The 21,194-nt window shown below is 55.1% G+C and carries 15 protein-coding genes; 5 read left to right on the forward strand and 10 right to left on the reverse strand.

Annotated features, from left to right (window positions below):
• The first annotated feature begins 12 nt into the window (after positions 1-12).
• The 5 genes from QUW60_RS01675 to QUW60_RS01695 all read left to right on the forward strand — a co-directional run bounded on the left by QUW60_RS01675 (position 13) and on the right by QUW60_RS01695 (position 5,187).
• Positions 13-1,248, forward strand: coding sequence for an efflux RND transporter periplasmic adaptor subunit (locus tag QUW60_RS01675; RefSeq protein WP_289558219.1), 1,236 nt, complete (start codon positions 13-15; stop codon positions 1,246-1,248).
• Between the two features lie 4 nt (positions 1,249-1,252).
• On the forward strand, positions 1,253-1,999 hold the full coding sequence (locus QUW60_RS01680; RefSeq protein ID WP_258337537.1) for an ABC transporter ATP-binding protein: 747 nt from the start codon (positions 1,253-1,255) through the stop codon (positions 1,997-1,999).
• Between the two features lie 16 nt (positions 2,000-2,015).
• The gene (locus QUW60_RS01685) at positions 2,016-3,236 is read left to right on the forward strand and encodes an ABC transporter permease (protein WP_289558220.1); all 1,221 of its coding nucleotides are present in this window, start codon (positions 2,016-2,018) and stop codon (positions 3,234-3,236) included.
• 151 nt (positions 3,237-3,387) lie between these two features.
• Positions 3,388-4,443, forward strand: coding sequence for a sensor histidine kinase (locus QUW60_RS01690; RefSeq protein ID WP_289558221.1), 1,056 nt, complete (start codon positions 3,388-3,390; stop codon positions 4,441-4,443).
• 12 nt (positions 4,444-4,455) lie between these two features.
• The gene (locus QUW60_RS01695) at positions 4,456-5,187 is read left to right on the forward strand and encodes a LytR/AlgR family response regulator transcription factor (protein ID WP_289558222.1); all 732 of its coding nucleotides are present in this window, start codon (positions 4,456-4,458) and stop codon (positions 5,185-5,187) included.
• 221 nt (positions 5,188-5,408) lie between these two features.
• Here the strand turns inward: QUW60_RS01695 and QUW60_RS01700 are convergent, their stop codons facing one another.
• The 10 genes from QUW60_RS01700 to QUW60_RS01745 all read right to left on the reverse strand — a co-directional run bounded on the left by QUW60_RS01700 (position 5,409) and on the right by QUW60_RS01745 (position 21,185).
• Complete coding sequence (locus QUW60_RS01700) at positions 5,409-5,933, reverse strand: nitroreductase family protein (RefSeq protein WP_289558223.1); 525 nt, start codon at positions 5,931-5,933, stop codon at positions 5,409-5,411.
• A gap of 29 nt (positions 5,934-5,962) precedes the next feature.
• Positions 5,963-8,830: a golvesin C-terminal-like domain-containing protein gene (locus QUW60_RS01705; RefSeq protein WP_289558224.1), complete on the reverse strand. Its 2,868-nt coding sequence runs from the start codon at positions 8,828-8,830 to the stop codon at positions 5,963-5,965.
• Between the two features lie 106 nt (positions 8,831-8,936).
• The gene (gene ilvC, locus QUW60_RS01710; RefSeq protein WP_258338406.1) at positions 8,937-9,980 is read right to left on the reverse strand and encodes a ketol-acid reductoisomerase; all 1,044 of its coding nucleotides are present in this window, start codon (positions 9,978-9,980) and stop codon (positions 8,937-8,939) included.
• 47 nt (positions 9,981-10,027) lie between these two features.
• Positions 10,028-10,771 (reverse strand): acyl-[acyl-carrier-protein] thioesterase, encoded by a 744-nt coding sequence (locus QUW60_RS01715; protein WP_289558225.1) that lies wholly within the window; start codon positions 10,769-10,771, stop codon positions 10,028-10,030.
• A 25-nt stretch (positions 10,772-10,796) separates the two neighbouring features.
• Positions 10,797-11,348, reverse strand: coding sequence for an acetolactate synthase small subunit (gene ilvN, locus QUW60_RS01720; RefSeq protein WP_258338404.1), 552 nt, complete (start codon positions 11,346-11,348; stop codon positions 10,797-10,799).
• Between the two features lie 12 nt (positions 11,349-11,360).
• Positions 11,361-13,055 carry a biosynthetic-type acetolactate synthase large subunit gene (ilvB, locus tag QUW60_RS01725; RefSeq protein WP_289558226.1) on the reverse strand — a complete coding sequence of 565 codons (1,695 nt, stop codon included), beginning with the start codon at positions 13,053-13,055 and terminating at the stop codon, positions 11,361-11,363.
• Positions 13,056-13,072: 17 nt separating this feature from the next.
• A complete protein-coding gene (ilvD, locus tag QUW60_RS01730) occupies positions 13,073-14,881 on the reverse strand; it encodes a dihydroxy-acid dehydratase (RefSeq protein ID WP_258338402.1) in 1,809 nt (602 codons plus the stop codon).
• A 556-nt stretch (positions 14,882-15,437) separates the two neighbouring features.
• Positions 15,438-17,180, reverse strand: coding sequence for a phospho-sugar mutase (locus QUW60_RS01735; protein ID WP_258338401.1), 1,743 nt, complete (start codon positions 17,178-17,180; stop codon positions 15,438-15,440).
• A 643-nt stretch (positions 17,181-17,823) separates the two neighbouring features.
• Positions 17,824-19,467, reverse strand: a complete 1,644-nt coding sequence (locus QUW60_RS01740) for a C69 family dipeptidase (protein ID WP_375337980.1) — start codon at positions 19,465-19,467, stop codon at positions 17,824-17,826.
• Positions 19,468-19,520: 53 nt separating this feature from the next.
• Positions 19,521-21,185: a M23 family metallopeptidase gene (locus QUW60_RS01745; protein ID WP_289558227.1), complete on the reverse strand. Its 1,665-nt coding sequence runs from the start codon at positions 21,183-21,185 to the stop codon at positions 19,521-19,523.
• Between the last annotated feature and the right edge of the window lie 9 nt (positions 21,186-21,194).

Here is a 21,194-nt window from a genome sequence, read left to right on the forward strand (position 1 = left end):
AGAACAACAGATATGAACAGAAAAACGATTATCATTACTGCAGCCGTCACCGTTGTCGTGATTGCAGGAGGCATCTGGATTTTCGGCACCTCGAAAGCCCAGAACAAAGTGGAATTTGTTACAGAACCGGCAAAAACAGCTACGGTGAGCAATTCTATCACTGCCACAGGTACGATTGAGCCGGTAACAGAAGTACAGGTAGGTACTCAGGTATCAGGCATTATCGACAAAATATATGTAGACTACAATTCAGTTGTAAAAAAAGGAGAAGTGATTGCAGAAATGGACAAGGTAACGCTGCTCAGCGACCTGCAATCAGCGCAAGCTACATACGACGGTGCAAAAGCCGAATACGACTACCAGAAGAAACTTTACGAGCGCAACCGGAAACTTCATGAAAAGCAGCTTATCAGCGATACAGACTACGAAGAGAACCTCTATAATTACCGTCGGGCTGAAAGTACCTATGAACAGAGCAAAGCCGAGCTGTCAAAGGCTGAAAGGAACCTTTCATACGCAACCATCACCTCACCGATTGACGGAATCGTGACAAGCAAGGACGTGGAGGAAGGACAGACCGTGGCCTCAGGGTTTGAAACCCCGACCTTGTTCAACATTGCTGCCGACCTTACAAAAATGCAAGTTGTGGCCGATGTGGACGAAGCCGATATAGCAGGAGTGAAAGACAGCGCAAAAGTGACGTTTACAGTGGACGCATATCCGGACGATATCTTTACAGGAAAGGTTTACCAGATCCGTCTGGGAAGCACCAACAGCAGTTCAAGCAGCAGTTCCACTTCAACGACAAGCGAATCGGTTGTCACTTATGAAGTGGTCATAACAGCAGACAATCCGGACCTCAAACTGAAACCGCGGCTTACCGCCAATGTGACCATCTACACGAATGTCCGCGAAAATGTTCTCACCGTGCCAAGCAAAGCCCTGCGGTTTACTCCTGAAGAATCGCTCATAGGCAAACGAACGGTAACCGACTGCGACTCGCCGCACAAAGTATGGACCATGGATGCAACAGGATTTACCGCACATCCGGTTGAAACAGGAATAAACGACGGAACAAATACCGAAATCATCTCAGGACTTGAAGAAGGAACACAAGTGGTCACTGAGACCGTATTGAAAGGAAGCCTTCCGTCAGCAGAAGTTTCGCAGGGAGAAAGCGAACGGAGTCCGTTCATGCCGGGTCCTCCTGACAGAAACAAGAAAAACAAGAACAAGACGGAGGAATAAAACCATGGGCAAAACAGTCATCGAACTACAGAATATCAAACGCAACTTCCAGGTAGGTGACGAAACGGTGCACGCACTGAGAGGCATCTCCTTTAAAATAGAAGAAGGCGAATTTGTCACCATCATGGGAACATCCGGATCGGGCAAATCAACTCTGCTGAACACGCTGGGCTGCCTCGATACACCTACAAGCGGCGAGTATTTTCTTGACGGAGTCAGTGTTAGGACCATGACAAAGCCTCAGAGAGCCATTCTTCGCAACAGAAAAATCGGGTTTGTATTCCAAAACTATAACCTGCTGCCGAAAACTACAGCCATCGAAAATGTAGAACTTCCACTGATGTATAACCCGTCAGTAAGTGCAGCCGAACGCAGAAGACGCGCTATAGACGCACTGATTGCCGTTGGTTTGGGTGACCGCCTGGAGCATAAATCCAACCAGATGTCGGGAGGCCAGATGCAACGGGTGGCGATAGCCAGGGCACTGGTGAACAACCCAGCCGTAATCCTTGCCGACGAAGCGACTGGAAACCTTGACACACGCACCTCTTTCGAGATTCTGGTTTTGTTCCAGGAGCTGCACAACGAGGGAAGAACAATCATTTTTGTCACCCACAATCCTGACATAGCCCAATACAGCAGCCGGAACATCCGCCTGCGCGACGGACATGTAATAGAAGACAAAAAGAACGACAAGATATTATCGGCAGCCGAAGCACTTGCTGCACTTCCGAAAAATACCGACGATTAAACAGAAAAGAAAAGAAATGAACGGAACGAACCTTTTAAAAATAGCCTTGCGGGCATTGGCGAACAATAAGCTGAGAGCATTCCTGACCATGCTGGGCATCATCATCGGTGTGGCTTCGGTCATTGCGATGCTGGCCATCGGACAAGGCTCAAAACGGAGCATCCAAAAGCAGATTTCTGAAATGGGATCGAACATGATCATGATTCACCCGGGAGCTGAAATGCGTGGAGGCGTGCGGCAAGATCCGGACGAAATGCAGACGCTAAAACTGGAAAACTACGAAACCTTGCGCGACGAATGCATGTACCTCTCGGCTATCAGTCCCAATGTTTCGGCTTCAGGACAGCTCATCTCGGGAGCAAACAACTATCCGTCATCTGTAAGCGGCGTAAGCATCGGTTATCTGACCATCCGCCAGCTGGTGGTAGAGCAAGGAGAAATGTTCAGCGAAGAAGATATCCGGACAGCGGCAAAAGTGTGTGTGATCGGAAAGACAATCGCCGACAACCTTTTCCCTAACGGACAAGACCCGGTGGGGAAGGTTATCAGATGCAACCAAGTGCCTTTGCGCGTGGTGGGCGTATTGAAGTCCAAAGGATACAATTCGATGGGAATGGACCAGGACGACGTGGTTCTGGCACCCTACACAACCGTCATGAAGCGTCTGCTTGCACAGACATACCTGGGAGGCATTTTCGCATCGGCACTTACCGAAGACATGACAGACCAGGCCGTGGATGAAATCACGACGATACTAAGACGCGAACACAAACTGAAAGATACGGATGACGATGATTTTACCATACGCACCCAGCAGGAACTCAGCTCGATGCTGAACACCACCACCGACCTGATGACAACGCTTCTGGCCTGCATCGCGGGAATCTCGCTTGTGGTAGGGGGAATCGGGATCATGAACATCATGTATGTGAGCGTAACCGAGCGCACGCGTGAAATCGGCCTGAGAATGTCTGTGGGGGCCCGCGGAATTGACATCCTTTCGCAATTCCTCATCGAGTCAATTCTCATAAGCATAACGGGAGGACTGATCGGGGTGATTCTGGGATGCGGCGCAAGCATCATCATCAAAACGGTTGCCCACTGGCCCGTGTATATACAACCCTGGAGCGTACTGCTTTCATTTGCGGTATGCACTTTCACCGGAGTATTCTTCGGGTGGTATCCGGCAAAAAAAGCCGCAGACCTTGACCCGATAGAGGCACTTCGGTACGAATAACGGAACTACTTTGTTCTTCATAACTTTGGTTTTCTTGTCCGGCGCGAAAAAAAGCGGGTATCAGTGTACTCTCCAGCACCGATGCCCCTCGCTGCCGGACTTTTTTTTCAGAAAATAATTCGTATATTTGTTATCCAAATCAATTGCTGCCATGAATATCAAAGACACCCGCCACCGACCGCTGGAGCTGGTAATACATATCATCTGTTGGGGACTTTTCTTCGGATTCCCGCTTTTCTTCACCCAACATGACAACGGAACAATCGACTGGAAGGCATTCCTTCGCCACACCGATGTTCCGGCATCAATGTTCGTCATTTTTTACATCAACTACCTGCTGCTGATTCCCCGCGTATTATTCAAGGGACAGACCGGAAAGTTTCTGCTGCTGAACATGGCGGCAATAGGCATCGTCACCATCTGCCTGCGCTATTGGCATAACATCAGCCTGCCGCCCCCCGAACCGCGTCCGCACATGTTCATGCCGCCTCAATACATATTCTTCCTGCGCGACATTGTCAGCTTTATATTCGTCTGCGGACTGAGCGTAGCCATCCGGATGAGCCTGCGATGGAGCGAAACCGAACTGGAACGGCAAAAGGCCGTGAAAAGCCGCACAGAGGCCGAACTGAAGAACCTGCGCAACCAGCTGAACCCGCATTTTCTGCTCAACACGCTGAACAATATCTATGCCCTTACGGCTTTCGACACCGAAAAGGCGCAGCAGGCCATACAGGAACTGAGCAAACTGCTCCGCTATGTGCTGTATGAAGACCAGCAGACTTTTGTGCCTCTTGAAAAGGAAGTCGACTTTATCATCAACTACATCGAACTGATGCGCATCCGGATCTCTGCGCAGACAAAGATTGAAACGCATTTCGACATCAAGCCGAACAGCCAAAGCCCTATAGCTCCCCTGCTCTTCATTTCTCTCATAGAAAACGCTTTCAAGCACGGAATATCGCCAACTGAACAAAGCTTCATTGACATACGAATTACCGAAAAGGAAAATACCATCAGCTGCGTCATACGGAACAGCAACTTCCCGAAAAGCTCCGCCGACAAAAGCGGTTCTGGAATCGGACTGGAACAGGTGCAGAAAAGACTGAAACTGCTCTATCCCAACCATTACGCATGGAAAAAACAAATATCTGACGACGGAAAAGTATATACGTCTTCGCTTACCATCAATATACCCCACCCTTAAACACTTGAAACCATGACACTTACATGTGCAATTATCGACGACGAGCCCCTGGCGCTAGGCCTGCTGGAAAGCTATGTAAAGAAAATGCCCTCACTCGAACTGTGCGGACTGTATTCAAGCGCCATCGAAGCGATGAAAAGCCTGCCGGACAAACCTGCGGACCTTTTGTTTCTGGACATACAGATGCCTGAACTGAACGGCCTTGAATTTTCGAGAATGGTTCCTGAAAGCACCCGCATCATCCTTACCACCGCTTTCGGACAATATGCCCTCGACGGGTATAAGGTCAATGCGCTTGACTATCTGCTCAAGCCTATCAGCTACGCCGACTTTACTGGAGCCGTGAACAAGGCAATCCAGTGGTTCGAGCTCAAGCAAAAGGCAGAAACAGGACCGGCCGGAACCGCACCGGGGAAAGAGATGAAATACATTTACGTGAAAAGCGACTATAAGCTGGTGCAGATTGAACTGGAAAAGATTCTCTACATCGAAGGACTTAAAGACTACATCAAAATACATCTGGAAGACATGGCGCGGCCCATACTTTCACTCACCAGCCTGAAGGCGATGGAGGAAAAACTTCCGGCCGACCGGTTCATCCGGGTCCACCGGTCGTTCATCGTACAGAAGCCGAAAATCAAGATCATCGAAAAGGGACGCATCATTTTCGGAAAAGACTACATCCCCATCTCTGACAGCTACAAGCAAGAGCTCCAAAATTATGTTAACGAACATATTATTTGATTCACAATTTGTATATTCGACAAAAAAAACGATTATCCGTCTTTTTTTCACGAAATTGTTTTGGTAAGTAGAAATTAACATTTATATTTGTGACGTACATAATAAAAAGGAAGTTGTGAAACTTCCGATTAGAATAGTTTAGTTAAGTCTAGTTTAGTTTTTGTGTTGTGATACTCCCGGCAATAGAGATTGTCGGGAGTGTCTTTTTTTACCCCGCTTCTTCAGCGGACAATGCGGAAGTATCCTTCTTTTCTCGGTTTGGCCGGAGAAGGATCGCCCTGCGGATAACCCAAAGCCAGCCCGCCGATACCCGCCAGTCCGTCGGGAAGTCCCCAGCTCTTCATCAGGCACCTGCCCCTCTCGGTAGCAAACATTTCTTTTTCCCTATGGATCCAGCAGCTTCCCAAGCCGATGGAATGGGCGGCAAGCATCATGTTTTCAAGCACGCAGCTCCCGTCCTGCACCGGATTGGGAGCATCGGAAGGAGCAAAAACAAGCACATAGACAGGAGCGTCATAATAAGGATTGGAAGCCACTCCCATAATCTCCGCATTCATCGCCGCCAGTTCCGCGCGCTGCTCTTCATTCTGCACCGCAACGATAAAGGGAGCCTGCAAGCCTCTTGAAGTGGGAGCATAAGTGCCAGCCTCGAGAACCGCCTGCAACTCTTCGTCCGTAATCTGGTCGGGCCTGTATTTCCGGCAGCTGCGCCTGGTCTTGATGATTTCTAAAAAATCTGCATTCATAAAATTCATTATTTAAAACGGTTTATCGCTTATCTTTTCTTCAGCAACGTATTCAGAACGGCCTGCATCACATGGTCGCGCGCCGCAATATCCTGAATGCACTCGAACGGGAAGCCCAGCACAAATGTCCTGTAATCCTTGCCTCTGTACACGACTCCCGTGCCATAATTCCCTTCGGTATAGACAAACGCGGAATAGCTTCCGGAAACGGGAAGCACGCACTGGATGGAAGGCACGGCATAAATCTGTTCATTGGCACGGCCCGCCAAGGAGAAGCGGACATTGGCTCCCGACAAATCCCTGCCGTTCAGGTTGCTGAAAGTGCCTCCGTCCTTGCACTTCAGCACCTTTGCGCCAAAGTCATCCTGCACCAGACTCTTCTTCAGCCTGGATCCGCTGACGAACAACCGGCCTCCGGCATTGCAATACCGGAGCAGGGCATGTCTGAAATCAGAAGAAAAGCCTCTGTCGTCCGCTCCGCAAACCACATCCACCATCCTGTAGTCTTCAAGATTCACACTTCCGCTCTCGACCGTTTCATCGCTGCAAGACACGAATGAATACCTTCCGGCACGCTGTATCGACTTGCCATGTACAAACACATAATCGAACGTGTTTCCGGCTATCAGACGGCCCTCCATGCCATCGCCGCTGAACCCCAGTCCGCCGGCTGTTTCGATTCCCATCCGGCTCCGGTCGAAGCTCTGCTGGAGTCCGCAGAAGGCGGGCGTGCTCTGATAAGAAAGTCCCGGATCCGCCTGAAGGTCAAAGCCCTCCATCAGAGGCGACTCTACGGAGGCCGGAGCGCTCACCTTGTCGAAAGCATTGACTATAAGCACCGTTCCCCGGCTTCTTCTGGCCTTGTAAGCCGAAAGGATTTCCGACGGGAAGCTTTCGCCTCCCTTATTGACCGCGGTCACCTTGAAGCTGTATACGAGTCCCGGCTCGACCTTCACGGTATATTCAGGCTTCCGCACGTACACGCCGTTGTCAAAGCCTCCATACCCCACACGCGTATAGACGATATAACCCTGGGGGCGTGCGGTAGGCTCGAGCACATCTTCGGTTCCGGTCCACCGCAGAACGAATGTATTTTTCTTCTCTCCCTCGCGGACGGCGAAATGGCTGACCGGCAGAGGCTGGACCGTATAGTCCGTGCCGTGCATCTCCGCCACGTATTTCAATACCGACTTGTAGACAGACCTGCCCACCACGAACTTAAACCTCGGATCATGCCCCAGCTTCATGTCGGCAAAGTTCTGGTGAGAAAGCAGTTCGAGAATCATGGAGGGCACGGCCGGCAAGCGCGTTTCGCTATAATTCCGGTTCCACATGCCTCGCCGGTTCCAGCGTATTCCGAAACGTGAGGCGATGTCGCGCTGGAGGCCCGTCAGCACCATATCGGCCAGATCGCGCGAGGCATAGCGCGAGATGCCGCAATTCAGCTTCCCATCATTGAAGCCGGTGGTATAGATGCCCAGAGATCCCACCAGCGAGCCGTCTTCCCTGTATCCGGCATCCGAATGCAGGGCCAGCGACAATTCAAACGGCACTTTCAGCCCCTCTTCCGCGGGGTTATACACGGAGCCTCCGCTCAGATAGTTGAGCATGAGCGAGCGCGCATTGATGTCGTCGGTATAATCGTTCTTTCCTCCGCTCTTGCTATACACCTCATAAGGCATCCCCGCCCATTGCGCCGAATAGCGCGCCCCTTCAAGATAGCGGGGCAGGCCGCTCACCTTTCCGCCCCGCGAAATATTGCCCATTCCTCCTCCGAAGCGCACCGCATCGGCACATACAACTCCCTTGCGTGAACTTTCATTGCTCAGCACCACCATCCCGTAGTCGTTCATGCCCTTGTCGAATTCAAAAGTGCCCAGATAAACCCACGTTCCTCCTCCCATCCGCTGGTTGACCTTAAACTCAGACACTCCCCCGTTGTGGAACACCAGGTATTTCGCGTCGTCAACGCTCTCGGGCAATGTCTGGTAGCTTACGTAAACGGCATACCTGCCTTTTTCCGGGATGTCGGGAATCCACTCGGCAAAAGCCTTCTCGGGCTTCGACTGGGTTGCTATGAAGCGCGCCGTGCCGTCCGTGAAGGGATTGTGATTGTCGGGATACTCCCGGTATTTCTGCGCAAAGCCGGGGATGCCGGTGTCTGCCCATCTGTATCCCTTATCCTCCACCTCCAGGTAGCGGCTTCCGGGAGGGCAAGTATTGTTGTCAACGATCACCTCATGCCTCTGCCAGTCGCGTTCGCGGGGAGTGAACACCACCGCTCCGGCATTTTCAAGCATGGGGATAAGGTAAGGGACGACGAACGACTGGGTGAACAAGTCCTCGGTCGTGCAGAACAGCCGGGGGCGCTGCCACCTCCATTCGTCACGGTCGTTCTTGTAGAATTTCCCATGGCTCTGCCACACGGCCACATGCCGGTTCTGAAGGCCCTGGGTGATGTCGAAAGGGCGCGACACGTTCTTCACCCACGGGCTTCCCTTGTAGTCGGCCTTTCCGTAGAGCCTCGACTTGTCCTTCTTCCTGCGGAAAGCGTTCGGCACCAGATTCTCTATCGGCTGCCCGTCGGCAAACACCTGGAGCGAATAGTAGTTCACCGGGCCGGGAAGAACCTGCTTCAGCGAGCGGTAGATGGCCGAGGTGTTCTCTTCCGTGAAGGGCTGGTATCCGAAGGCCGCATTCGCATATACCTTGAGCGTTTTCTTCTCGTTGTCCAGCTCAAAACTTTCCAGCCCGCATCTTCCGATTTCAGCGTACAGCGTTTCATAGTTGCCGAAGAAAGTTTCCAGTCTTTGGCGCACAGTCCGTTCCAGGCTCTGCGCAAGCCCCGCCAGGCAAAAGCAGAAGGAAACGGCAAACAAGAGCAAATATCTTTTCATAAGCACAACGGTCATTATCCATTTTATCAGGCTCAAAGATACGAAAAAGGCCGCTCCGCACGAAAGCGGAACAGCCTTTTTTTATCATCATATCCGGAAACTTCCATCAATTGTTTTCCGGACGGAGCTTGCGCACGGTAACGGCGGTCTGCCACATTTCGCTCTCGCGCAGAGCCTTCAGCTCGGCGTTCAGCTTGTCGCGATAGTCGGGCTTCGAGTTGCTGTCGATCGAGATCTGCGCCTCGTGGCCGCTCTTCACGCTTTCATACAGCTTCTGAACCACGGGCTTGATGGCATCGTGGAACGGGCCCATCCAGTCGAGCGCGCCGCGCTGCGCCGTGGTAGAGCAGTTTGCATACATCCAGTCCATGCCGTTCTTGGCGAAGAGAGGCATGAGCGACTGGGTAAGCTCTTCTACGGTTTCGTTGAATGCCTCCGAGGGAGTATGCCCGTTTTCGCGCAGCACTTCGTACTGGGCGAGCAGCAGGCCCTGGATAGCGCCCATCAGCGAGCCTCGTTCGCCCGTCAGGTCAGAGGTGGCCTCGCGCTGGAAAGTGGTTTCAAACAAGTATCCCGAGCCGATGCCGATGCCGAGCGCGATGGTGCGGTCGTAAGCTTTCCCGGTAAAGTCCTGATAGATAGCATACGAAGAGTTCAAGCCTCTGCCTTCGAGGAACATGGTGCGCAGCGATGTTCCCGAGCCTTTCGGGGCAACCATGATCACGTCGATATCCTTGGGAGGAACCACTCCGGTGCGGTCGTTCCATGTGATGGCGAACCCGTGCGAGAAGTAGAGCGCCTTTCCGGCGGTCAGATGGGGCTTGATGGCGGGCCATACGGAGATTACCGCCGCATCCGAGAGCAGGCACATGATGACGGTGCCCCTTTCGCAAGCCTCTTCGATGCTGAACAGCGTTTCGCCCGGCACCCATCCGTCGGCCACGGCCTTCTCGTAGGTTTTTCCCTGGCGCTGGCCCACGATGACATTGAACCCGTTGTCACGGAGGTTCAACGACTGGCCCGGCCCCTGCACGCCGTATCCGATGACGGCTATCGTTTCGTTCTTCAATACTTCACGCGCTTTTTCCAATGGAAACTCTTCGCGGGTTATCACGTTTTCAATAACCCCTCCAAAATTCATTTGTGCCATTTTACAATCTTTTTACGCGGCATAAGCCGCCGTTATTAAAACTTTAGTTAACTGAATATCACTTTGCTCCGAACGGCCACTTCCGAGCCGTTCTTCTTTACTTCCATATCGTATTCGTTCTCGCCTTTCCGCTCGCGGAAGAACGTGAGCCTGTCGCCGTAATAGCTTTCGGCCACGTAGGCCATCTCGAAGCGCCGCACCGTCTTCTCGCGGAACATGTCCAGCGGAAACAGGTCGAGGATATGCTCGATGTACTTGATGCTGTTCACGTGTCCGTTGATGTCGATGTCGCTGTATTTTGTCTGATACTCGGCCTCCGGGCTTCCCCCGCCCACCTTGATGCGTCCCGGCCGGTCGATGGGGCATTCCTTGTCGCAGACATATCCCGTTATGGCTCCCCCGTGCAGGGTGAGCAGGTCGGCGGGTCTGCGCGTTTCCATGCTGATCATCGCCCACACGGAGCGGGCATACCCGAGCGGCCTCCCCTTTTCGTCGAGGATGGCAAAATTGCGGTCGGTAAAGAGCCTGTATACATTTTCGACCCACGTCTGCACGCTGAACTTCTGGTAAGCCCGGGGCATATCCTCCAGCTCGACGGCCAGGCGCGACAGCACCCACGTGTAATGGTTTTCGTTCAGCTCCGCAATCCCGAAGCCGCGCTCTGCGGCATGAAAGCCCGCGCAGTTCAGCAGGTGGTTTCCGAGCACCCCCATCGTGAGGCGTCCGGCGAAGTCCACATGAAAGGGTTCGGCCACAAACTGATACGTTCCGACTTTGTCATTTCCATCCATATCGTACAACTGTTTTTCAGGTGAATCATTTTCCGTTTCTGTAGCGTTCTTCGCGATGCGCCAGGTATTCGTTTACCCGCTCGAAGCAGCTGGTGGAAACGGCCACGCGCCCCGAGCGCACGAACTGAAGCACACAGTTCAGGTCCTTCAGGTTCTGGAACAAGGCCGTTATCTCGCTGCTCATCCCCACCTTCTCCACGATGGCGAACGTGGGGTTCACCTCCACGATGTGCGCGCTGAACCTGCGTATCACCTTCGAGGCCTCGGGATTGGCCTGAAACTCGGGCATCGAAACCTTATACATGGCCACTTCGCGCTGGAATATTTCCGCGTCGGTGAAATAATGCGCCTGGATCACGTCAATCTTCTTCTCGATCTGCCTCACCACCTTCTCCACGATGTCTTCGGTTGTCCAGCAGGTTATCGTGTACTTGTGCACTCCCTTGATGGACGACGCCGACACGTTCAGGCTCTCGATATTGATCTGGCGGCGGGTGAACACGGCCGTTATCTGGTTCAGCGTTCCCGCGAGGTTCTCCGAATGAACGATTATCGTATACAATGTCTTATTTTCCATATCCTATCCGAATCAACATTCCATTAACATATAATTGACTGAACTTCCCGGAGGAGTCATCGGAAGCACGTTTCCTTCCTCAACCACACATACCTCGAGCAGGAAGGGCCCTTCGGCGGAGATCATCTCCTGTATGGCGTCTTCGAGCTCTTCGCGCCCGGTCACCCTCCGCGACGGTATCCCGTAGGCAGAAGCCACCAGCATATAGTCGGGATTCATCATCGGAGTGAACGAATAGCGCCGGTTGAAGAACATGGCCTGCCACTGGCGCACGTTGCCCAGGTAGTTGTTGTTGAGCAGAATCATCTTCACCGGAACCTGCTGCTCCATCACGGTGCCCAGCTCCTGCATGGTCATCTGCAGGCCCCCGTCGCCCATGAATGCGCACACGGTGCGTTCCGGGCATCCGAAAGAGGCTCCGATGGCAGCGGGCAGGCAGAATCCCATCGTGCCCATGCCTCCCGAAGTGACGATGCTCCGGCTCTTCGTAAAGCGGAAATACCGGCAGGCCATCATCTGGTTCTGGCCCACGTCTGTAACGAGAACCGCTTCGTTCCGCGTGGCCTCGCTCACCGCATGAACAACCTCGCCCATGTTGACGGGGCCTTGGGCGGGGAAGACCTCCTTCCTGATGACTTGCTCGAACTCTTTCTCTTCGTAAGGCTTGAAGCTCTCGATCCACTCCGTATGCTTCTGCGGCTGTACCAGTTCGGTGAGCAGGGCCAGCGTGCGCTTGCAGTTGCCCAGCACCGGTACGTCCGCCGGCACGTTCTTGCCGATTTCGGAGGGGTCCACGTCGAGATGGATGACCTTCGCCTGCCTTGCATACGTTTCGAGCTTTCCCGTCACGCGGTCGTCAAAGCGCATTCCTACAGCTATCAGCACGTCGCATTCGTTGGTTTTCACGTTGGGCCCCAGGTTGCCGTGCATGCCCAGCATCCCCTTGTTCAGCCTGTGTCCGCTCGGCAGGGCCGAAAGTCCCAGCAGGGTGCATCCGCAAGGCATGTCGCCCTTTTCTACAAACGCCCGGAGCTCTTCCTGCGCGTTGCCCAGCTCCACGCCCTGGCCCACGAGCACCAGCGGCTTCTGCGCCTCGTTGATGAGGCGCACGGCTTCGGCCACCATCTTCGGGTCGGTTTCGGGATCGGGGTCGTAGCTCCGGATAAAGTCGAGGTCAACCGGCTCGTATTCGGTCATTTCAGTCTGCGCGTTCTTCGCGAAGTCGAGCACCACCGGTCCCGGCCGTCCGCTCCGCGCGATATAGAATGCCCTGGCCACCGCCCATGCCACATCCTCGGCGCGCCGTATCTGGTAGCTCCATTTGGTTATAGGCTGGGTGACGCCCACCAGATCGACTTCCTGAAAAGCGTCGGTTCCCAGCAGTCCTGCGCCTACCTGTCCGGCAATCACCACAATCGGGGTGCTGTCGATCATGGCGTCGGCCACTCCGGTAATCGTGTTCGTGGCTCCGGGTCCGCTGGTGACCAGACACACCCCCACCTTTCCCGAAACCCGCGCAAAGCCCTGCGCCGCATGTGCAGCTCCCTGCTCGTGCCTCACCAGCACGTGGTTGAGCTTGTCGAGATGGTCGTACAACGCATCGAAAACGGGCATGATCGCTCCTCCGGGGTATCCGAAAATCGTCTTCACCCCTTCATGCTCCAGCGAGCGCATCAAAGCCTCAGAACCTGTTATCTTTTCTTTCATACCTACTTTTGATTTTATCATTCAACAATCCTGACTCCCCCCTTGTCGGCCGAGCTGACCATGCTTGCGTAAGCCTTGAGCGCCTTCGACACCTTCCGGCTGCGCGTGAGAGGCGCCATGGGCCTTGCGGCCAGCTCCTCGTCGGTCAGCCTCACGCTGATCGAGCGGTTGGGGATGTCTATATCAATGATGTCGCCGTCAACGATTTTTCCGATGTTCCCTCCGGCCGCGGCTTCGGGCGAGATGTGTCCGATGCTCAGTCCCGACGTGCCTCCGCTGAAACGCCCGTCGGTGATGAGGGCGCATTCCTTGCCCAGGTGCTTCGACTTGATGTAGGAGGTGGGATAAAGCATCTCCTGCATTCCGGGCCCTCCCTTAGGGCCTTCGTGGGTGATGACCACCACGTCGCCGCTCTTCACCTTGCCTCCGAGTATGCCTTCGCAGGCCGCTTCCTGCGAGTCGAACACCTTGGCGGGGCCTGAGAACTTCCAGATGCTCTCGTCCACTCCGGCGGTCTTCACCACGCATCCGTCCTGCGCGATGTTTCCTTTCAGCACGGCCAAGCCTCCGTCGGCCGAATAGGCATGCTTCAGGTCGCGGATGCATCCGGCCTCACGGTCTGTGTCGAATTCCTTGTATTCGTTCTGCTGGGAGCCCATCTCGGTGCTGAACTTTCCTCCGGGCGCGCTCGAGTAGATGCGCCTGGCTTCGGGATCGATTTCAGAGGCCGGCTTGCAGATGTCGTATTTTGCGATGGCCTCAGCCAGCGTCATTCCGTCTACACGCTTCGCCGAAGTGTCGAGCAGCCCTCCCTTTGCCAGCTCCGCGAGGATGTTCATGATTCCCCCCGCACGGTTCACGTCCTGTATGTGGTATTTCTGAGTATTGGGAGCCACCTTGCAGAGGCAGGGCACGCGGCGCGACAGCATGTCGATGTCGTCCATGCGGAAGTCCACCCCGCCTTCGTGGGCGATTGCCAGCAGATGGAGCACGGTGTTGGTAGAGCCTCCCATGGCGATGTCGAGCGTCATGGCGTTCAGAAACGCCTCGCGTGTGGCTATGCTCCGCGGAAGCACGCTCTCGTCGCCCTCCCCGTAGTATTTGCAGGCGTTCTTCACGATCAGTTCGGCCGCGTCCTTGAACAGGCGGCTGCGGTTGGCGTGTGTGGCCACCACGGTTCCGTTTCCCGGCAGGGCAAGTCCGATGGCCTCGTTCAGGCAGTTCATCGAGTTTGCCGTGAACATTCCCGAGCAGCTTCCGCATCCGGGACAGGCGCGGCGCTCGATCTGGAACACCTCCTCATCGCTCACCGTAGGGTCGGCCGACTTGATCATCGCGTCGATCAGGTCGAGGTGCTGCCCCTTCCATTCGCCGGCTTCCATCGGCCCTCCCGACACGAACACGGCGGGGATGTTCAGGCGCATGGCGGCCATCAGCATCCCGGGAGTTATCTTGTCGCAGTTCGAGATGCAGACCATTGCGTCTGCCTTGTGCGCGTTGACCATATACTCCACGCTGTCTGCTATCAGGTCGCGCGAGGGGAGCGAATACAGCATCCCGTCGTGTCCCATGGCGATTCCGTCGTCAATGGCTATCGTGTTGAACTCTGCGGCAAAGCATCCCAGCCTTTCAATTTCCGCCTTCACCTGCTGGCCGATTGCGTGCAGGTGCGTATGCCCCGGCACAAACTGGGTGAACGAGTTGACTATGGCTATAATGGGCCTTCCCATCATTTCTTCTTTCATGCCGTTGGCCTTCCACAAGGCGCGTGCTCCGGCCATCCGCCGGCCTTCGGTACTCATCGAGCTGCGTAACTGGTGTTTCATTTTCCTTCTGTTTTTCAATTAAAAAGCCTCTCTCATCATTCGGGTGAGAAAGGCTTTCGTACAATATCACTGCAAGCAACTACATACATGAAGCTCCCTCACCTCTTGGTTCGACGACCACGACGCGAATAATGTGCAGGACTGCCAGGACAATCAGTGTATGAATTGCTTTCATTCTGTTTCTTTTTTTTCGGTTGTTTTACACTTGCAAAGGTAAAGGCTTTTTTGAAACAAACAAATAAAATGACACTTTTTTTTCAAATAAATTATTATTCGTAAGAAACAAGTGTGTTTTATTGTCAGTTTATCAGATGCCGTTTTCCGAGCCGCGCATAAATCATCTGCGAAAATCCGCGTTAGCCTGCGTTTCCGGACAGACAGGCTTTGCATAAACGGTTTCTCAACATCCGCTTATTCCGGCACGCCTCCTTCCATGCTCCCCTTCACACCCGGACCTTTTCCGCCCTTTTTTACTGATATAAACGAAAAAAACGGCCGCCGTACACCTTTTCAGGGCATACGGCGGCCAAATATGCAAGAAAATTCTTTTCCGGTGTCAGATTCCCAGCGACTTCTTCACGGCCTCAATCTTTTCCATCGCGTCAGCAGTTGCTCCGGCATAGCATTTGGGGCACTGCATTTCGCCCTTGATTTCCATGTAGAACTTGATTTTGGGCTCTGTTCCCGACGGGCGCACGGAAACCTTCGTGCCGTCGGCGGTGAAGAACTGGAGCACGTTCGACGTTTCGGGCATGTCGAGCGCGCTGACGTTGCCCTGGCTGTCGGTAGCCTTCAGCGTCTTGTAGTCTTTCACCAGCACCACTTCCGAGCCTCCCAGCTCTTTCGGCGGGCACGAGCGGAAGTTGTCCATCATCGCCTTGATTTCGTCGGCTCCGGTCTTTCCCGGCTTCACCACGTTTACGGTGACTTCTTTCGAGAATCCGTATTCCACGTAGATTTCCATCAGCACGTCATACAGCGTCTTGCCCTGGTCTTTCGCCCATGCGCAGATTTCGGCCAGCAGCGAGCAGGCTGAAACGGCGTCCTTGTCGCGCACGAAGTCTTCGGCCAGGAATCCGTAGCTTTCTTCGCCTCCTCCGATATACTGCTCCTTGCCTTCGCGCAGGCGGATTTCGCGGGCTATCCACTTGAATCCCGTATAGCAGTCGATCATCTTGATATGGTTCTTGTCGGCCACGGCCTTGATGAGTTCGGTGGTCACGATGGTCTTCACGATAAACTCGTTGCCCTTCATCTTGCCGGTGGCGATGCGGTTCTTGATGATGTAGTAGAGGAAGATCAGGCAGGTCTGGTTGCCGTTGATGAGCACCCATTCGCCCTTGCTGTCCTTGCATGCCATTCCCACGCGGTCGGCGTCGGGGTCGGAAGCCATCACGATGTCGGCGTCGATTTCCTTCGCCAGCTTGATGGCCAGCGTCAGCGCCTCCGCGTTTTCGGGGTTCGGCGAAACCACGGTGGGAAAGTCGCCGCTCTTCACCATCTGCTCGGGCACGCAGTGCACGTTCTCGAATCCCCAGAGCTTGAGCGACTGGGGGATGAGCATCATGCCCGTGCCGTGGAGCGGGGTGTATACGATGCTCAGGTCTTTCTGGCGTCTGATGACTTCGGGGTCGATCGAGATGGAGTGAACCTCTTTCAGGTATTCGTCGTCGATGTCCTTGCCCACGATCTGGATCAGGCTCTTGTTGCCCTCAAATCTGATGCCGTCCACCTTCACCTTGTTCACCTCCTCGATGATGCCCGTGTCATGCGGAGCGAGCACCTGCGCCCCGTCGTCCCAGTAGGCCTTGTATCCGTTGTATTCTTTCGGGTTGTGCGAGGCGGTGATGTTGATTCCGCTCTGGCATCCCAGGTGACGGATGGCGAAAGACATTTCGGGAGTGGGGCGCATGTCGTCGAACAGATACACCTTGATGCCGTTTGCCGAGAAGATGTCGGCCGAGATTTCGGCGAACTTGCGGCTGTTGTTGCGGCAGTCATGCCCTACCACCACCGAGATGCCTTCCTTGCCGGCGAAGCATTTGTTCAGGTAGTTGGCAAGCCCCTGCGTGGCGGCTCCCACGGTATAGATGTTCATGCGGTTCGACCCTGCTCCCATGATGCCTCTCAGGCCTCCCGTGCCGAACTCCAGGTCCTTGTAGAACGCGTCGATGAGTTCTGTCTTGTCGGGGTTTTCCAGCATGCGCTTCACTTCTGCCTGTGTTTCCGCATCATAAGCCGGAGTAAGCCACGACTGGGCTTTTTCCGTGCATTGCTTGATCAATTCTTCGTTTTCCATGATTTCTGTTGCTATTTTTTAGTTTTCCGGTATTCAGTCTATGCGAAGACAAAAATAAGAATTTTATTCGAGAAATCCTATAGCCGGACGATTTTTTTTCGGCCTGCCGGGAACGGCCGCCACCGGTGCCCCCGGCGCCGCTTCCGCAAAAGCCTTACGCCCTTATAGACTTACAGATTACAGTATTACAAAAAGCTGATATTCGTCTGTATCCGATGGAATATAGAGGTTATAATATATATTATATATAAATATATTTATATATAATATATATTATAAAATTATTTACTAACATTTTTGCTGATGAAAGGGAGCTTTATCTCAGAAAAAGCAAACTGTAATCTGTAAGACTGTAAGGCTGTAAGGAAGAAGAGGGGCGGCACGCACGCTTTTCATGCACATTCCTGCATGTTTCTGCACGTTTCTGCACATTTTTGCACATTTCTGCACGTTTCTGCGCGTCCGGGCACGTCTGCAAACTCCGTTCCGCAGATTCCCGCTACTTTCGCCCCAGGTATTCAGAACTGTGCAGAGAAAAAAAAATCACGGCAGAGATTTCTCTTCTGCCGCGAAAAATGCGGAACCTGTCCGCCCGGAACCATGAATCTGAGCGGACAAGTCCTTCCGGCGGAGGTCTTTGACATCACTTCAGCGCTTTCACCCTGTAGCGGTCGCCCGTTTCCTTCACCAGCTGCCTGAGGAAGTCCTCGGAGTATCCCGGACGGTCGAGGGGCGCGGTGTTTCCCGTGGCCGGACGCTGTATCTGCCCGTCCTTCATGCGCTTCACCACCCCGTCGTTGTAGCGCACGATGAGGAACTCGCCCAGCCTTTTCCAGCTGTCTACGGCCGTCTGCGCCGTCATCGAGGTGTAGGCGGAGAGAAACTCGCGGGCCTTCTTCGGGTCCTGCTGCCATAGCTCGAGGGCCGTGCTTTCGATGCCCTTCTGCGCGTCGGCAAACGTATCCTCCAGCGTGTTCTGCACGGCGCGCATGTCGCCCTCCATGAGGCTGTAGCGGGGGCGTACCATGCCGGCCACCCAGTTGTAGATCCAGAATCCCGAATCCCACGAGAAGGTCACGCAGTCGCCGTTGCCCTGCCTGTAGGGGACGGGCACCTTGTCGGTCTGGCAGTATACGGGGGTGAACACGGTCATGTTCGCGTCGTCGAGCCCGAACCACAGCACTCCTCCCACCGCATCGGGGAGTTTCGAGCGCATCTGCGAAACGAAGACGAATCCGCTCTGCTGGGTGGATATGGGGCGTTCGTTGAAGTACTCCTGGCCGTCGACCTTGAAGGTGAGGGGCGACAGGCGGTAGGGCGTGTTGAAGCATCCCGCTCCCATGTCGCCGGTGATGTCGAGCGGAGTGCCCTCGTAGTGGTCGCGCATGGCCTGCTGGATGTCGCGCACCGACACCTTGCGGTCGGGCTTCACGTAGAGCGGGAGCGGCTCTCCTCCCTCGCCCTGGATGTAGGGGAGCCATGCCTGTCCGGTCGTGCGGCTGAACATGTTGTAGAAGCTCCACACGCGTGCTTCGCAGGCGCGCAGGCCGCTGAAGTCGAGCGGGCAGTAGGCGTCGGCAAAGCTGAAGTCTTCGTTCTTTCCGCTGAAGTATCCCTTCTCGCGGGCGAACGAGATCACGTCGGGCGAGTAGAGGCAGTTTTCCTTGTCGTCCATGTCGAAGCGGTGTATGCGGCTCTGGTTGGCGTGCGCGGCGATGCAGTCGTCAGGAACGCGCACGGCCACCCATACGGCTCCCCTCACGCCGGGCCCCTTGCCTATCATTTCGAGGATCCAGGCCTCGTTGGGGTCGGCCACGGAGAACGACTCGCCGCTGCTGTAGTATCCGTATTCCTTCACGAGGTCGGTCATCACCTTGATGGCCTCCTTTGCGGTGCGCGAGCGCTGCAGGGCCACGTAGATGAGGCTTCCGTAGTCCATCACGCCGGCGGTGTCGGCCAGCTCGGGGCGTCCGCCGAAGGTTGTTTCGCCGATAGTCACCTGAAACTCGTTGATGTTTCCGATCACGTTGTATGTCTGCTTCGCCTCCCTGATCTGCCCCAGATACTTTCCGGTGTCCCACTCGTAGATGTCGCGCATCTCGCCTCCGGCATGTGCCGCCGCGGGATAATGGCACAGGAAGCCGTACATTCCGTATGAATCGGCCGAATACGACACGATTACCGACCCGTCGGCCGATGCCTTCTTGCCGACAATAAAGTTGGTGCAAGCCCATCCGCTCGCCACTCCTGCCGCCAGCATCAGAGCCGCGGCCATCAGTTTTTTCATTCCCATCATCATTTTTCTCATTTATATGCGTTTTTTTTGATTTCCGTTTCTTGTCAGAACGAGCACTCCCAGCGCCCCACGTTTCCGCAGCAGTCGGTCACCACCGCCTCCACCTTGTGCGCCTCTCCGCGCTTCACCCGCTCCTTGTCCTGGATGACCAGCACGCCCTTCTTCAGCGCGAAGAGCACGAACTTTCCGTCGACGTACACTTTATAGGAAGCGATTCCGGACCCGGCGTCGCTCACCCGGAAGCGGATGTTGCGCGACGCCCTCCAGCCTTCCTGCCCCAGGGGGACGATGCGCGGCGCCACCGTGTCGAGCGCCACGGCAAAGGTGCCCAGCGAGCGCACCCTGGTCTTCATCCATCCGTTTTCGTATTTCCCGCCCATCGGGGCGCGCCTCCTGCCCCACTTCTGCACCACGTAGTACTTCGCGGTGTCGGCCACCGGAAGGCAGCGCATGCCTATCGACAGGGGGCACCAGGCGTGCAGGGGCGTGTATCCGGCGTCGAGCACATAGTCGAAGGAGATTCCGGCGCTGTCGCCGCAGATTCCGGCGCGGAGCTTCACGTCGTCATAGAGATTGTATTTCGGCACCACCAGCTCCAGGCCGGGACGCTGCACCACGTTCGTCCGGTTCCAGCAGAGGGTCTGCCCCCTGCGCTCTTCCCGCGCGGGTATCTCCTGCTTCCTGCCCCGCACCGTGAAGCTGTACGTGCGGCGGTTTCCGAAGTTGTCTTCCAGCACATAGCGGAAGCGGTAGTCGCGTTCCTCGCAGATGTCCACAACGCCGCGGTTTCCGTCCGTATGGAGCAGGCGCAGGCGGTTTCCGGGCGACTTGTACGAGCGCATGATCAGCCGGCGCGTGCGGCTCAGCTCCTCAAAGTCGGTAAAGGCGTTGATCATCCGGTTCTCGTCGGGCATGACGGCATCGGTGACCGAGCGGAACACCTCCGCCGAGTCCACATAGAGGGTGACCGAATGCACCCCGTAGAAGTTTGACGTTCCGTCCATATAGTCTTTTGCGCTGATGCCCGTATAGATTTTCCCCCAAGCCGTGACCGGAGTCCCGAGCCTTGACACGGGCGCCAGCTTCTTCGCGGCAGACCCGTCGACCACCCCCTGGCCGGGCACCGGATAGAATCCGACCAGGCTCGCCACGGGCGCTTTCGTATCCTTGAGATAACGTTTGAAATAGGGCATGGGGTCGATGTATTCGTTTGTCGCGGTGCGCCGGAGCTCCAGGTGCAGGTGGGGGCCCGCCGAGGCTCCCTCGTTTCCGCTCAGGGCGATGACCTCTCCCTGCCTCACGGGAAGCTCTCCGGGCGCGAACGTCAGGTCGCACACGAAAGTTTCGCGGGCATACTGGTATGCGCGCACCGCCTTCTGTATGGCAGGGGCGAACGAGATGACATGCCCGTATACGGAGGTCAGCCCGTTGGGGTGGTTCACGTAGACCACCTGCCCGTATCCCCCGTGGAGCACCGCCACGCGCGCCACATACCCGGCGGCCACGCACCGCACGGGCTTGCCCGTCACGCCCTGCGTCTTGATGTCGATTCCGTTATGGAAATGGTTCGGCCTCAGCTCCCCGAAGTTCGCGCTCAGCAGCAGGGGGAAGTCGAAGGGCGAAGTGAAACAGTTTTCGGCCGTATGCTGCTGCGCCCGTCCGCACAATGCGGAGAAGAGCGCAAGCGCCAGTGCAAGTTTGCGCATCATAGTTCAATT

This window comes from Bacteroides gallinaceum (genome assembly GCF_030373775.1).
Classification (GTDB): domain Bacteria; phylum Bacteroidota; class Bacteroidia; order Bacteroidales; family Bacteroidaceae; genus Phocaeicola; species Phocaeicola excrementipullorum.